Origin of the sequence: Williamwhitmania sp., from assembly GCA_035529935.1 — a bacterium.
In the GTDB taxonomy this organism is placed as follows: domain Bacteria; phylum Bacteroidota; class Bacteroidia; order Bacteroidales; family Williamwhitmaniaceae; genus Williamwhitmania.
In genome coordinates this window covers 1-15,177 of record DATKVT010000045.1, presented here as the reverse complement: position 1 = coordinate 15,177, position 15,177 = coordinate 1, and the positions used below count along the sequence as shown (strand labels likewise).

Below are 15,177 nucleotides of genomic sequence, written 5' to 3'. Positions count from 1 at the left end.
TTACCAATTTGCAACAGCTTGGTTAAAGATATCATCCACAAGCTTATCTACTATCAGTGTTGTAAGGCTAGATTGGACTTGAAGCAGCGTTTGTGTCGAGGGGAAATCTTCGTATTCTGAGAACGATTTGCTGAAGTTTAACTCAGGATTGTTTTTATTGGTAAACTTAACCTGAACCGTAATGGTCAGCCTGTTTTGGAGGGCGTACTGATTACCTTGAATTGCTACCGGGGTTACCGTAGAGTTAGTGATCTGACCTTCAAAGTTGAGGTCACCATCATTTTGCACAACAGCCAAGGAGGTTTGAGATACAAATCTATTCTTGACGGCCTCTGTTAGGGTTTGGCTCAGCGAAGGATCAACGTTTGGCGAGATGTTATTGAAGTACTTTACGCTTACAGTTTTAGATTCGGGTGGAATAGATGCGCCAGTGAAGGAGTACTTAACCGCACACGAACCGGTTATCAAAACTATAGTGAGGCCAATAAAGAGTATGTTGACGAGGCGATTGTTCATTCCTTTATGGTGTTAAAGTTATTCAAGGTTATGTTCTTTGAGCTTACGGTAGAGCGTGCGTTCGGAGATGCCAAGCTCTTGAGCCGCATTTTTTCGCTTACCCTTATGCTTTTCGAGGGCTTTTTTGATAAACTCAATCTCTTTATCTTCAAGGGATAGAGACTCTTCTACAAACTCTTCAGTATCGATAACGCTATGTTTGTTTTTTGAGGTCGATTCTACTACATGGCCAACTGGGCCGTGATTGAACTCATGCATCGTGTCGGGTACTGTATGATAAAGACGCTGGAGAAGCACTGCCTTGTCAGATTCTGCAAAATCGGATGAACGGTTTTGCATCAGATCGTATACCAACTTCTTCAGATCGCTCATATCGTTCTTCATGTCGAAAAGAACTTTGTAGAGGATTTCGCGTTCGGACGAAAACGTGCGTTCATCAACGCCTTTGTATAGGGCCGGCAACTTTACCTCAGTATAGTCAGGGAGGTAAAGCCGGAGCGTATCCTCCGAAACTGTTCGGTTCTCTTCAATAACCGAAATTTGTTCGGTTACATTCTTGAGTTGACGAATGTTTCCGGGCCATTTGTAATTCTCAAGCATCCTTCTCGCCTCTGTGGAGAGGTTGATGGCCGGCATTGAATATTTTTCGGCAAAATCAGCCGCAAATTTTCTAAAAAGCAGGTGTATGTCTTCGACCCTTTCGCGCAGAGGTGGAATAGCAATGGGAACGGTGTTTAGCCTGTAGTATAAATCTTCACGAAACCGATTCTCCTGAATTGCATGGTTCAAGTTTACGTTAGTTGCAGCGATTACCCTAACGTTAGTTTTTTGTGATTTCGACGATCCAACCCGCATGAATTCGCCCGTTTCTAACACGCGGAGCAACCTGACCTGGGTGGAAAGGGGCAACTCTGCCACTTCGTCAAGGAAAATGGTTCCACCATCGGCCACTTCAAAGTAACCTTTACGGCTTTCGGTGGCTCCGGTAAACGATCCTTTTTCATGTCCAAAAAGTTCAGAATCAATGGTCCCTTCGGGAATGGCACCGCAGTTTACTGCAATGTAGGATCCGTGCTTACGTGCGCTAAACTGGTGGATTACCTGGGGAAATACCTCCTTGCCTGTGCCGCTTTCTCCAGAAATGAGAACGCTCAGATCGGTGTGTGCAACCTGTACCGCCACTTCGAGCGCTCGATGTAGCCCAGTGCTAACCCCAATAATGCCAAATCGTTGCTTAATTCTCTGTATGTCGATCATCGTCAATATTATTCAGAATATTTTGACGAACAAGATGTTGTTCTACTGACAAAATTACATGCAATGTAGCAATTCTCCAAAACAAACTTTCACCTATTCAATGTTTCGAAACTTGTCTTAGATTAAAGGAAGAAACCGGCGAGTGCCGGTTTCTTTTACTATAATTCTTGTTCGATTGAAAATCCCAATTTTCTGAGGTCGTCCCAGTAGGCTGTGTAAGTTTTATTAACCTGTGTGGGGCTCTCAATGGCAACCCTGTAACCCAGTAGCGCTGCCGGAGAAAAGGCCATGGCCAATCGATGGTCCTTATGGGCTGGGACATTAACTTGGCTTCCCTTTTCTGGCATAGTTAACTTGCCATCAAAAATAACCGTTTCGGCTTCATCTTCCTCCTTTGTTTCAATGCTTGCACCAAGGAAACCAAGGCACTCCTTCAACATTTTGGACCGCTCGGGTGCTCGTCCTCTTAAATTTACGCCTTTAATTTTGAATGGAATTCCCAGTAATGCGCAGGTCACTGTAAAGCAAGGAATAAGGTCGGGGTTATTTGCAAAGTCGTGGTAATACTTTTTGACTTTCCGCTTTACCTTGGTTAGCTCCACACCGTCCTCAATTGGTTCCGTTTTTACCCCAAATTCTTCAAAGAGTTCTTTTATAATTCCATCGCTTTGAAAGGTATCAACGTTGAGACCTTTCACCACCAACTTCTTTGAATCAGAAAGGATAAACATCTCGTAAAGGTAGGAGGCGTTGCCCCAGTCGGCCTCAACGCATACTATACTTCCATCCTTAAAAATGTGCTCAATCAATATTTCGTTTTCGTTCCAGTCGGTATTGATGCCAATGTGTCTGAAAAGTTTGATGTTTTGGCGAATATAGGGAGACCCTACAAATGCGTTTCGGAGCGATTCTGCAGCGGAGTCGGAGAGGGTGGGCGAAATGAGTAGGGATGCGGTAATGAATTTACTGGAAATAACGCCGTCTACTCTGGATATGGGCCCCTTGAGGCTTCTGCCGATAATTTTTACAACGGAAACGCCGGTAAGTTCCACATACTTAATGTTTGTGCCACCTTCGGCAAGGATTTCAACCAAGTCGTTAACAGCTTTGTTGTTCAACTTCTCGGAGCCTGCAATAATCCATTCTCCTTGGTATTTTCTGAAGAAATGCTTGATAAAGTGCATCGCTACACCCGATTTCCCCTTGGCAATGGATTTTATTCCAGCTTTCAGGTCTTGGTCGAGGAAGTCAATATTATCCGGAACGGAGTTTGCCGGGTCATTTTTGGTATCAGTACCCTTATTGTAAAGCGCTCTAAAGGTCAGCGTGCGGTTGGTGTACCGTCGCGATGCCGATAGGGAAACCTCACTATTGAGGGTATTATCTTCTTTTGTTACATAATACTTTAGCATGGTTTAAACCCTTAGTAAAACAACTTTTTGCCAACTTCCAAAAATAAAAAATATAGTACACCATTATACCTTTTACAAGATATTTTACCAAAAAAACATGACAATGGCCAGTTAAACAGCGATATGTAGAAATAAAAAACGCAGCGTTTCTGACCGACAGAATATAATTATGCCTTTAGGAGTTGGATTAGGGTAAACTTGCGCTTCAGCTAACCTTTAATTATAGATTGCTAAAGACCAATTTTATAAAACAGATAAGTCATTCGATGAGCGACTGCTGAGCTGACGAAGTAACTAGCTGCTGTACTAAAATTATAAAAAAGTGTGTCACCTCACTGTTTTATCGTTTTGAGTTGAGATGGTAATTTTGTTACTTTATAAGATGAATTTATCAATAGCGTTGAATTCATGGTCAGAGCCCAACATAGAATCGAAGCCCCTCGAATTAAAGGATACTAGTCATGGTCAAATAAACTACGAATATGGAAATTGAGAATGTAAAGGAAACCACAGTTTATAAGATACAGCGAATCTCCTATGCAATTGTTTTGGGTGGATGGGTTATGCTTCTCTTTTATCTTTACCCGCTTGATGAGCCAGTTTTTGGAATATCTAAGTGGTTTATGGTTGGGGTCCCTTTGGTGGCCTACCTACTCTTTCTCTTTTACCACTACATGATCGATGCCAGCTATGTATATTTTACCGTGGAGAAGGGGGTTATTATTTTTCGTTACTTTTCGATGCGGATGCTGGGTGAGGAAAGAAAAAGTATTGAAATTGGCTTAGATGCGCTGATAAACTTAACGGTTGAAAAAAGCTTTTTCAACAAAAGATGGAGGCTGATTCTCCACCAAAGGATTGGGTCGAAGGTGGCTAAGTATCCGCCTATTAGCGTTTCGCTACTTGGACGTACTAAGCGAGACAAGTTGCTGCATGTACTTAATTCCGTAATTATTAAAAACAAGGGCTTGGGTTAAAATGCGCTCTGAAGATTTACGCTACTACATTGCTATCGATATGATTCCTGGCATTGGGAGTATAAATGCCAAGAAGTTAATTGCGTATTGTGGTGGTGCAGAGGCTGTGTTTAAGGAGAAGAAGGCCAATCTGCTCAAAATACCCGGAATTGGCGACCTGCTTGCTAAGTCTATCGCCCAGCAGAAGGTGCTTGAACGGGCTGAAAAAGAGGTGACATTTATTGAGCGGTTTAGTATTTCTGCATATGTGTATGTTGAAAAGAATTATCCTGAGCGTTTAAAAGCGTGTGAAGATGGACCGGTTGTTTTTTTTCTCAAGGGAGAAGTTGACCTGAATGCCCGGAAGATTATGGCTGTAGTTGGAACACGTAGCGCTACAGACTACGGTAAAACTACCTGTGAGCAAATTCTTTCCGACCTAGTTAGCGAAGGTCACTCGCCTTTGGTTGTTAGTGGCCTCGCCTTTGGTATTGATATTTGCGCGCACAGGGCCGCCTTGAAGCATGGGCTCAAAACAGTTGCTGTTCTAGGCCATAGCCTCGACACCATTTACCCTTCAGAGCATAGAAATACGGCCAAGGAAATTATGTCTAATGGAGCTCTTGTCAGCGATTTCCCTTCGGAAACCAAGGCTGATCGGCAAAATTTTATTAAACGAAACAGGATAATCGCTGGGCTTAGTGACTTAACGCTGGTTGTGGAATCAGGGTCTAAAGGCGGAGCTCTTATAACCGCCGACATAGCCAACTCCTATAGCCGCGATGTTGCTGCTGTTCCAGGAAGAGTTGGCGATAAATATTCTGAAGGATGCAATGAGATGATTCGGACTAATAAGGCTGCCTTGGTTGGGTCGGCAAAAGATATCTCTCAGCTTATGGGGTGGACTTCCGAAACGGATGTTGTTAAACACCCTGTTCAGCCAGTTCTTTTTGTTGAGCTAACAAAGGAGGAGCAGCAGCTAGTTGAGTTGCTTGGCAATCAGGAGAAAGAGAACCTTGATACGCTGGCCATTAAAGCACAGATGCCAGTGAGCAAGGTTTCTGGGTTGCTTCTAAACCTTGAATTTTCAGGGATTGTAAAGAGTTTTCCAGGGAAACTCTATGGTTTGGTGAGACGTTAGCGAAGTTGCCAACTTTTACTAAGTTTGTAACCCATTTACTGGCTATGCTGATTGATACTCACACACACTTGTATCTGCCTGATTTTGCTCAGGATTTGGAGGAAGTTATTGCAACCGCCCAACAGCAGGGTGTGGGAAGGTTTATTCTTCCCAACGTGGATTGCGATAGCATTGAACCGCTACTTAACGTAACGCATATATTTTCAAGTTGTTCGGCAGCAATTGGGCTCCATCCAACCTCAGTCAATGGTGAATCCCAATCCTGTCTTGAAATGATAATCAGTAAAATAAAGACGGACGAATTTGTGGCCATTGGAGAAATAGGCATAGATTTATACTGGGATAAGACTTACCTGAATGAGCAAAAGGATGCCTTTTCGTTGCAGCTGGAGTTGGCTCTTCACCAGCATCTCCCCGTAATTATACACAGCAGGGATGCTTTTGCTGAAATATTTGACGTTCTCAACTCTTTTCGTGGAAGAGGATTAACTGGCGTATTTCATAGTTTTTCAGGAGGATTAGTTGAGGTGAACTGGATACGAAATTTTGGTGGATTTTACTTTGGAATAGGAGGCGTGCTTACTTTTAAAAACTCAAATCTAAAGGATACCGTGCAAGAGATTCCAATTGAAGAAATTGTCTTGGAAACAGATTCACCCTACCTCGCCCCAGTGCCCCACCGAGGTAAGCGAAACAGTTCAGCTTACATTCCATTGATTGCCAAATCTTTAGCCACATACAAGGCAACAACCTTTGAAAGGGTTGAAGAGATGACCACGGGGAATGCAATTCAACTATTCAATTTATAACTTGCCGAGCATATGGAAGGAAGCACAGCATCTTCAATTTTGGTGATTTACACGGGTGGAACCATCGGAATGAAGCACAATCCTGAAACGGGTTCCCTTGCTCCTTTTAACTTTGAGCAAATTGAGGAGGAAGTTCCGGAGTTAAAAAAGTTTGGTTTTAAAATTGAAACCGTATCCTTTTCGCCACTGGTGGATTCCTCCAATATACAGCCCGATTTTTGGGTTAGGCTGGTGGAGATTGTCAGCAGCAACTATCACCACTACGATGGGTTTGTGATTTTGCATGGCACAGATACCATGTCTTACACGGCTTCGGCCCTCAGCTTTATGATTCAGAATCTTGATAAGCCTATAATATTAACAGGTTCACAGCTTCCGATTGGAACCCTTCGTACAGATGGTAAGGAAAATCTCGTTTCGGCCATAGAGATAGCTGCTGCTAGAAAGAATGGTCAGCCTTTAGTCCCGGAGGTTTGCGTTTTTTTTGAAAACAGGCTATTTCGAGGGAACAGAACTATCAAGCATAATGCCGACCATTTCAACGCATTTCGCAGCGACAACTATCCTCCACTTGCTGAGGCCGGTATTAATATAAGGTATAACCATGCCTATATTAGCTACCCAACGGGACTTCGCGAGTTAAAAACGTATACAAATTTGGACACTAATATTGCAATCCTTAAAATCTTTCCGGGTATTACACCAGCGGTTGTTGATGGCGTATTGTCCATAAGCGGATTAAAGGCAGCAATTTTGGAGACATTTGGGTCTGGTAACGCCCCAACTTCACCATGGTTTCTCGAAAGAGTTGGGCAAGCAGTGGAACAGGGTATCGTGGTGCTTAATGTAACTCAGTGCCATGCCGGTAGTGTAGATATGGAAAAGTATGATACGGGTATCTTACTTAAAAAGATTGGAGTAAGAAGTGGGTATGACATCACTACAGAGGCTGCCGTTGCCAAGCTAATGTTTCTTCTTGGTCAAAACCTTACCGCCGAGGAGATAAAGCAGCAGCTGGATAAATCAATAAGCGGTGAAATAAGTGAGTAGAGGTTGGCATTAAAAAAAAAAATTGTAATTTGCGCACTTAATTTAAACGAGAATTTGGATTGGAGAGGTGGCCGAGTGGTCGAAGGCGCACGCCTGGAAAGTGTGTATATGCCACAAGCGTATCGCGGGTTCGAATCCCGCCCTCTCCGCGCTGAATAAGCAACTAAGTTGAAAAAAGTTAATAATACACAGAAAACCCAAACGTTTAAAACCTAACATCAACAAATCATGAGAAAACTATTTGGATTTGTAGCACTTCTGGGAATGCTTACTTTTGGAGCAACTTCCACCTATGCTCAGAACGATGCAGCTAAAAAGGACACTGCCACTGTTACGCAAAAGGTTGATACTGCCAAGGTAGGAGCATCTGCAGCAGCAGCTACCCCCGCTGATCAGGAGACAACTGTTCGCCAGCAGATAAAAATGAAATTTATCGAAGGTGGTGTGCCGTGGATGACCCCAATTCTACTCTGCTTGATCATAGGTTTGGCACTGGCTATCGAGAGAATTATCTATCTAAACTTGGCCACTACCAACACCAAAAAACTTCTTTCCAGAATTGAGGATGCTTTACAGAGTGGTGGTATTGAAGCTGCTAAGGAAATTTGCCGCAATACGAAAGGACCTGTTGCCAGCATTTTCTTCCAAGGGCTGGATAGAATGCACGAAGGTCTTGATGTTGTAGAGAAATCGGTAGTTTCCTATGGTTCAGTTCAAATGGGTCGTATGGAAAGCGGGTTAACCTGGATTTCACTGTTCATCACCCTTTCTCCTATGTTAGGATTCTTGGGAACAGTAGTAGGTATGATTGGTGCATTCGACAACATTCAAGCTGCCGGTGACATCAGCCCCGCATTGGTTGCAGGAGGTATCAAGGTTGCTCTTATCACCACTGTAGGTGGTCTTATTGTAGCTATGATTCTTCAGTTATTCTACAACTACATTATCTCCAAAATTGACACACTCGTTAATGAAATGGAAGATGCTTCTATTTCTTTAATCGATATTCTTGCAAAACACAACCTTAAAAAATAGTTTGACATGTCTGAAACCGTTAAAGCTGCCATTAAATATGTTCTGCTAGGGTTATCAGCTGTTACACCTGTTCTTTTTCTGGTTGGTGTGATTGATCTGGAGCTATTCCTTGGCTTGGCTTATGTTTATTTCGCCATTGCCATTGGTTTGGCTATCATCTTCCCTATTGTGAACATGATCGTTAATCCTACAAACTCCAAGAAAACACTACTTGGCTTAGGCGCGTTAGTACTTTTGTTTGTGGTGGCCTTCCTGTTGTCTTCATCGGCACAGTTGCCATTTTCCATTGCAAATCCAGCTAACGATGCCCCAGTAACCTTGAGGTTTGTTGACACTAGCGTTATTTCTCTCTACCTTCTTGCTGCGTGTGCAGTAGGTAGCATTGTTTATACTGAGGTTAGGGACTTATTCCGCTAATACTCCGCGATCAAGCTGTTGCTTGAATCGTTAAACCTGATAAACTTATCTACAGATATGGCTAGAAAAGTAGAGGAGATTAATGCTGGGTCTATGGCTGATATCGCGTTCTTGTTGCTCATCTTCTTCCTGATGGCAACTACCATGAATGTTGATTCCGGTCTATCGCGCATGTTGCCACCAATGCCTGATCCTCATCAGAAACAGGATAATACTAAGGTTAAAGAACGCAATGTTTTCATTGTGTTGGTGAACAAGTACGATCAGTTGCTGGTAAATGGTCAGCCAATGGACATCCACATGCTCCGTGATAAAACCAAGGAATTCGTGGAAAACCCTAACGACGAGCCAAATCTCTCTGAAAAGAAAACAGAGGATATCAAGGGGTTAGGTCCCTGGCCTGTTTCGAGGGGTGTTGTTTCCCTCCAAAACGATAGAGGTACTAGTTACAAAATGTACATGATGGTACAAAATGAGTTAGTGGCCGCCTACAATGAACTTCGTGATGACTTTGCAAGGTCAAGATTTGGCAAGAAGTATGACAATCTTACCACAGAGGAGCAGGATATCGTGAAAGATGTTTATCCTCAGCGCATTTCTGAGGCAGAACCTAAAAACATTCAGTAGCTATGGCAAAGTTTAGAAAAGAAGGTAAAAAGGAAACGCCAGCTCTATCAACTGCGTCTCTTCCCGACATTGTATTCATGTTGCTATTCTTTTTCATGGTAAGTACATCCATGAGGGAGGTATCGCTCATGGTAAAGCTTACGCTTCCTGAAGCTACAGAAGTGACAAAGCTCGAGAAGAAATCGCTCGTGAGTTACATCTACGTGGGTCCCCCACTAAAGCAGTTCACCGCTTTATACGGAACTGAACCACGCATTCAGCTTAACGATGTTTTTAAGAACCTTAACGATATTCGTGATTTTGTGGCCTCTGAGCGTGACAAACTCAATGAAGCCGAAAAGGCGTACTTAACAATCTCGTTAAAGGTTGATGAGAACACCCGTATGGGAATTGTAACCGACCTTAAGCAGGAACTCCGTAAGGCGTCTGCGCTTAAAATCAGCTATGCCTCTCGTAAGGCTGAAAAGTTGAAGTAGGACAATCTCAATAATATTTTAGGAGGCGCTCTTTTGGGCGCCTCTTTTTTTGCCCTTCACAGCAACCTTCATCAGGCACTCTATAGATATTACAGGATGAAAATCAGCCTAGATTATGTTGATTCCTTTATTCGCGACCCTGAATTTGTACCTTTGGTTACATGTGTATAATATTGAGATTCTACTCGATGGAATATGTGAATTTTGCTTTATTACAGCCTGCCAGCTAGTATGCGCCGAATTTTATTTTGTAATTGAAGGGGTTAGATAAGTGCAAAATGCCGTATCTTTCAATATTGATTGTGATATCTTTCGCTGGGGTTGCGAATTTCTTAAATAATTTTGACGCATTAGCCCTAGATTTTAAAGTGGCTGAGTCAATTTATAGAAATTTGAGCCACTGCTTATTATGCAAAAACAAAGATGTTTTAATAACTTAATATATGGTATATGAGAGCAAAAACTTTACTTTTCATGATCTCTAGCTTGTTGATGGTGAATTCTATCTTCGCTCAAACAATCAGCAAGGATGATAAGCAGCTTCAAAGTGTTAAGTATAGGCGAAGTTCCATTTATACATTGATGATTGATGATGCGGGGCTTGTAATGGCTGATACCATTAAGCATTGCTTCGAAACCGCTCCGATCCCAGATAAGTTCAATAATCAAACGTTGTCAATACGGGCATTTAGCCCTAAAGATTATCCCTTGAGCCCCGAGGAGAAAACAGCTAAAAAGGACAATGTTGGCAAAACGTTTGGTAAAACTTTGTTGTCAAGCACATCGGGTGGCCTTGTTGACACCACAAATACTCAGGATCTGCCTGCAATAATACAGAAATTTTTTAACGCTAACAGGATTGCGCCGCAGCTGGTTGCCAAATGGTTTGACCGCGATAGCCTCGGCGACTTCGATATGAACCTTATTGCCGATAGAGGCCAGTACGATGCAACGGAGATGCAGGCAAGTATTGCCAAATCGTCTGCACGGGGAACAGCACTACTTTCGGACGCGGGTGAGGAGCTTATTGGAAATACTTTTGTGGTAGTTACTCGCTTTAAATACGTTAGCAAGGAGGAGGTTATGGGTGCTGCTAAGCGTGGGCTAGCACTACTCCAAAAGTATGGTGGACAATATGCTCAGGTTGCTGCCAAAGTCGGTAACGCTGCTGCTACCGTGGCTTCAAAAGGATATGTGATACAAGCAAACTCATATCTTTATAAACTTACATGGAATGACTCTACTGCAGCAGTGTTTTACCAAAATTACTGGGTTGACTCTTTGAATAGGTCTCCAGAAAAAGTTGCGGCATTCGATACTACTAGTTTATTTAGGCTCGAACTGGTTGGGTTTGATAAAGCATGGGCCGACCTGCAGTCAAGCATATTCACTAAAAAGAGCGAGGAGGAGCTGGTTCGAATTGCCACAATCAAGGCAGTTGATGCCGTAATTGCAAAGTTGCAACGGGCTCACGATGTGTTCAAAACAAAAACACCACTCTTTACCGTTGATCCACTTTCTGCTAAAATTGGACTGAAGGAGGGGCTGCAAAAGGGTGATAAGTATGAGGTGCTGGAGCAAACCATTGATGATTTGGGCAAAACAAAGTATGTGCGCAAGGGTGTTATTCGAGTTGGGGATCAAATTTGGGATAACCGGTACATGGTGGCTGAGGAGCAAGCCGCAGATAGCACAAATACAGACAAACCAGTTATCGATCGCACTCTGTTTGAGGGCGGGAGTAAATTTTATCCAGGAATGCTCATTCGCCAAATAAAGTAACTGTATGGATCTCAATCGAGGTGTCATTTCAATTGAGATTTATTCGTAATATTCACCAAACTTCTTAATCAATTTCCTTGAATCTAAAACTTTTACGACGATGAAAATGTATCTGAAAATTGCGAGTTTGATTAGTGCTTTGCTGGTCACAATCTCCTATTCAACTTCAGCACAGGCGAAGAAAAAAGCAAATAGAGACACCGAAAACTTCAGGTATGAGATAGAGGCTGTTAATACGGGAACTCAGGGTACCTATTTAATTAAGGTGTGGTCTTATTCAAAGAAACCCAATGTTGCCATTGAGCAGGCAAAGAAAAATGCCGTTCATGGTGTCATCTTTAAGGGATTTGTTGGCAAACCGGGTGTTCCGGGTCAGAAGCCATTGGCTGCCGACCCCAGTCTGGAGGATTCAAAGGCAGATTTTTTCACCCCATTCTTCGCCGATGGCGGTGATTACCTAAAATATGTGAACATTGCAGGCGATGGCTCTATTGCACCAGAGGACATCATGAAAGTTGGTAAAGAGTATAAAATTGGCGTGATAGTATCTGTAGATGTTGCAAAACTTAGAAAAGCGCTGGAAAATGCCGGCATTGTTCGAAGCCTTGATTCAGGATTTTAATGTTGTAACGGCTCTGATTTTGTGATGAATTAAGCTATTGCTCGTGGGAAGGAATGTGAGAAATAGATCACAAAAGAATCGCTTACAGCACATTTAAAAATTTTAATAACTGTGTTTTTATAAAAATATCGCTATGGGTAACAAAATGAAAACATTAAGCCTTGTGCTATTGATGATCTTTGGATTATCGACATTTGGTTTTTCGCAAGCAAAGAAACCCATCCTCATGGTGGTTCCGAGCGACGTGTGGTGTAACCAAAATGGCTACATGCTAGAGTACGACAACCAAGGAGTAAAGGTTAAAGTCCCAGACTACAAAAGAGCACTCCAGGAAAATGCTGACCTTTTATTGGTAATTAGCAAAATCAACGAGCTGATGGCTGATAGGGGATTCCCCCTAAAAAACCTAGAATCTTCCCTTAAATCGCTGGAGAACGAATCGGCTGAAGAGGCAATGCTCAGCAGCAAAAGTGGGGCTGGTATTAGCGAAAGCCCCATTGATAAGTTGAAAAAGGTTGCCAAGGCCGACATCTGGTTACAAGTAACCTGGACGGTAAACCAAACTGGTCCTAAAAAATCAGTAACCTTTAATCTTCAAGGACTCGACGCATACAGCGATAAACAGGTGGCTGGTGCATCCGGAACTGGTAATCCATCCTTTTCAGCAGCACTTCCTGTTTTGCTGGAGGAGGCTGTACTTGCTCACCTCGACAACTTCAACACGCAGCTGCAAAGCCATTTCGACGACATGTTTGCAAATGGTCGTGAGGTGAAGGTGTTGGTGAAGATGTGGGATAGCGCAACTGATGACCTAGAAACCGAATATGAGGTGAATGGTGAAACTCTTGAGTTGCTTGAGGCCATTAACCATTGGATGGACGACAATTGCAAGAATGGTCGCTACAGCAATACCGACGCTACAGCAACCATGGCGCGCTACGAGCAAGTTCGCATACCTATGACCATAACTGATGATAAAGGTCGAGAACGTGCTATCGACACCCGCGCCTTTGTGTCTAACCTCAGAAAGTATTTGTCAGGACCTCCGTTTAACCTTACTAGCAAGGTATACATGCGTGGACTTGGTGAAGCTTGGCTTATTATCGGAGAAAAATAGAGAATAGGTCTTGGATTATCAATCCGCCTTTAAAACTAAAAAACGAAAACAATGAAAAAATTGCTAATAACTGTTGCCCTTGGGTTAGTATGTATGGGAACTTCTTTTGGGCAGAACTCGCTGGGTAAGTCCGACGATTCTGGACGACTTGCCATTGCCACCGTTGTTCCCGATCAGGCCGGTAATATTCCGGAAGGAGCAAAAAGCATGCTTCTGAATAAGCTCCGCCAAATTACTACCCAAAACGGTCTTGGTGCCTCAGAGTTTGGCTCTAGATTTTTTATTGTTCCAGCCATTAGTGTGGTTACCAAAGATATAACCCCAACAGCACCACCTCAACAGGTGGTAACACTGGAATTCACATTCTATGTGGTAGACGCTGTTGCCCAAACAATTTTCAGCCAAACCTCGGTTCAGTTTAAAGGGGTAGGTCAGTCGGAGGATAAGGCCTACATCATGGCAGTAAAGAACATCAACCCTAAGATGGGGCAGTTTAAGGGCTTTATCGAGCAAGGAAAGGGAAAGATTATTGAGTATTATAACTCCCAGTGCGACGTAATTATGAAAAACGCGCAGGCTCTTGCTGGACAAAAAAAGTATGAAGAAGCTATCTTTAGGCTATCTGCGGTGCCCGATGTTTGTCGCGAATGCTATGATCGCTGCATGGATCTCTCGGTAGAAATTTATAAGCAGTATGAGGATTATACCTGCGGTCAAAACATTGCTGCAGCCAAAGCTGCTTGGGCAAATCTTGAGAGCGATAAGGCCGCCGAAAGTCTTGGAAAGATTACGCCCGATGCCAGCTGTTACACCGAAGCCCAAGCACTTGCCGATGAGATTAAGGCGAAGCTCACGGAGGATGGTAAAATGTGGGATTTCAAGATGAAGAAGTACGACGACAGTGTGGACTTACAAAAACAGAAGTTACAAAACGTGCACGACATAGGAACCGCCTGGGCCAGTAATAATTGGGCTTCACACTCTGACGCAAGCTGGGCTTGGCTTTACCACTAATTTTGTTACGCTTAATAATTTTCAAGCAAGAAAAACAAAAAAGTTTCTAACTTTACTCAACCATATTTAAATTTAGCGCTATGAAAAAGAATGTTCTCAGAAATTTAGGCCTTGCAATTGCAGCCATTGCCCTTTTCTCAATGGCTTCTTGTAAGTCACAGCAAGCTGTGGTAAAACCATCCGACGATATGAAGGAAGTGGTTACTCCTTGCAGCGATGCTGACTTCCACAGCGACTCGAAATTTTTCCGTGGCACCGGTATTGGAACCAGCCAGGACCAATCTACTGCTAAGAGAAAGGCTAACCTTGACGCTAGCGCCAACTTAGCTGCCTCTATTAATAGGACCCTGAAATCGGTTTCCGATCGTTATACCAACGAACGCCAGATTAGTGACGCAACCCAATTTGAGGAAAAGTTTGAGCAGATGACCAGAGACGTTGTAAATCAACAGTTGAATAACGTTGCTACCGTTTGTTCCAAAACTTTCACCAAGGATGGGAAGTACACAACCTACATGGCCGTTGAGGTTAGTAAGGACGATCTCCTGAACAACATTAAAGACAAGATCTCCAAGGACCAAAAGTTGCAGCTCGATTACGACAAAAGTAAATATGAGCAGGTATTTAACGAGGAGATGGATAAGCTGGCTAATGATCAGAAATAGTTCATCAAACTAAAAAAGAGCTCAGCTGCCCCAACTGGGTATTGCTGAGCTTTTTTTATTCATTCTCATAACCATTTGGACACGAATTTTCTTTCTTGTCCTGATGTGTGGATGTCTTCAATCTGCCTACAGGCAGGTTATCCGTACGATTAGAATCGTGAAACCTTTTAAATTTATTGCGGATGAAAAAGTTTACATGCATCACACTTTTTCTGCTAGCCGGGGTAGTTGCATTTGCGCAGCCCAAGGTGGTTGATAAAAGCGGTAAAAAACCCAGCTGG

General features: G+C 42.9%; 16 protein-coding genes and 1 tRNA gene. 14 read left to right on the top strand and 3 right to left on the bottom strand.

The window, feature by feature from the left end:
* The 3 genes from VMW01_03235 to VMW01_03225 all read right to left on the bottom strand — a co-directional run bounded on the left by VMW01_03235 (position 1) and on the right by VMW01_03225 (position 3,185).
* Positions 1-516, bottom strand: a complete 516-nt coding sequence (locus VMW01_03235) for an LptE family protein (protein ID HUW05253.1) — start codon at positions 514-516, stop codon at positions 1-3.
* 18 nt (positions 517-534) lie between these two features.
* A complete protein-coding gene (locus VMW01_03230) occupies positions 535-1,773 on the bottom strand; it encodes a sigma-54 dependent transcriptional regulator (protein HUW05252.1) in 1,239 nt (412 codons plus the stop codon).
* Positions 1,774-1,931: 158 nt separating this feature from the next.
* Positions 1,932-3,185, bottom strand: a complete 1,254-nt coding sequence (locus tag VMW01_03225; GenBank protein HUW05251.1) for a hypothetical protein — start codon at positions 3,183-3,185, stop codon at positions 1,932-1,934.
* 482 nt (positions 3,186-3,667) lie between these two features.
* Here VMW01_03225 and VMW01_03220 point away from each other — a divergent pair, with 482 nt between their 5' ends.
* The 14 genes from VMW01_03220 to VMW01_03155 all read left to right on the top strand — a co-directional run bounded on the left by VMW01_03220 (position 3,668) and on the right by VMW01_03155 (position 14,896).
* The gene (locus VMW01_03220; GenBank protein HUW05250.1) at positions 3,668-4,162 is read left to right on the top strand and encodes a hypothetical protein; all 495 of its coding nucleotides are present in this window, start codon (positions 3,668-3,670) and stop codon (positions 4,160-4,162) included.
* Between the two features lies 1 nt (position 4,163).
* Positions 4,164-5,282, top strand: a complete 1,119-nt coding sequence (gene dprA, locus VMW01_03215; GenBank protein HUW05249.1) for a DNA-processing protein DprA — start codon at positions 4,164-4,166, stop codon at positions 5,280-5,282.
* Positions 5,283-5,326: 44 nt separating this feature from the next.
* Complete coding sequence (locus VMW01_03210; GenBank protein ID HUW05248.1) at positions 5,327-6,091, top strand: TatD family hydrolase; 765 nt, start codon at positions 5,327-5,329, stop codon at positions 6,089-6,091.
* 12 nt (positions 6,092-6,103) lie between these two features.
* A complete protein-coding gene (locus VMW01_03205; protein HUW05247.1) occupies positions 6,104-7,141 on the top strand; it encodes a type I asparaginase in 1,038 nt (345 codons plus the stop codon).
* Between the two features lie 61 nt (positions 7,142-7,202).
* Positions 7,203-7,290: transfer RNA gene (locus VMW01_03200), tRNA-Ser, on the top strand.
* A gap of 79 nt (positions 7,291-7,369) precedes the next feature.
* Entirely contained in the window at positions 7,370-8,176 is an 807-nt protein-coding gene (locus VMW01_03195) for a MotA/TolQ/ExbB proton channel family protein (GenBank protein ID HUW05246.1), read from the top strand.
* A gap of 6 nt (positions 8,177-8,182) precedes the next feature.
* The gene (locus VMW01_03190) at positions 8,183-8,593 is read left to right on the top strand and encodes a hypothetical protein (GenBank protein HUW05245.1); all 411 of its coding nucleotides are present in this window, start codon (positions 8,183-8,185) and stop codon (positions 8,591-8,593) included.
* Between the two features lie 57 nt (positions 8,594-8,650).
* Positions 8,651-9,220: a biopolymer transporter ExbD gene (locus VMW01_03185; GenBank protein ID HUW05244.1), complete on the top strand. Its 570-nt coding sequence runs from the start codon at positions 8,651-8,653 to the stop codon at positions 9,218-9,220.
* A 2-nt stretch (positions 9,221-9,222) separates the two neighbouring features.
* Entirely contained in the window at positions 9,223-9,696 is a 474-nt protein-coding gene (locus VMW01_03180; GenBank protein HUW05243.1) for a biopolymer transporter ExbD, read from the top strand.
* 474 nt (positions 9,697-10,170) lie between these two features.
* Positions 10,171-11,478 (top strand): hypothetical protein, encoded by a 1,308-nt coding sequence (locus VMW01_03175; GenBank protein ID HUW05242.1) that lies wholly within the window; start codon positions 10,171-10,173, stop codon positions 11,476-11,478.
* 100 nt (positions 11,479-11,578) lie between these two features.
* Complete coding sequence (locus tag VMW01_03170) at positions 11,579-12,100, top strand: hypothetical protein (GenBank protein ID HUW05241.1); 522 nt, start codon at positions 11,579-11,581, stop codon at positions 12,098-12,100.
* A gap of 133 nt (positions 12,101-12,233) precedes the next feature.
* Positions 12,234-13,217, top strand: a complete 984-nt coding sequence (locus VMW01_03165) for a DUF6175 family protein (protein ID HUW05240.1) — start codon at positions 12,234-12,236, stop codon at positions 13,215-13,217.
* A 51-nt stretch (positions 13,218-13,268) separates the two neighbouring features.
* Positions 13,269-14,231, top strand: a complete 963-nt coding sequence (locus VMW01_03160; GenBank protein ID HUW05239.1) for a hypothetical protein — start codon at positions 13,269-13,271, stop codon at positions 14,229-14,231.
* Between the two features lie 80 nt (positions 14,232-14,311).
* On the top strand, positions 14,312-14,896 hold the full coding sequence (locus tag VMW01_03155) for a hypothetical protein (GenBank protein ID HUW05238.1): 585 nt from the start codon (positions 14,312-14,314) through the stop codon (positions 14,894-14,896).
* Positions 14,897-15,177: the final 281 nt, after the last annotated feature.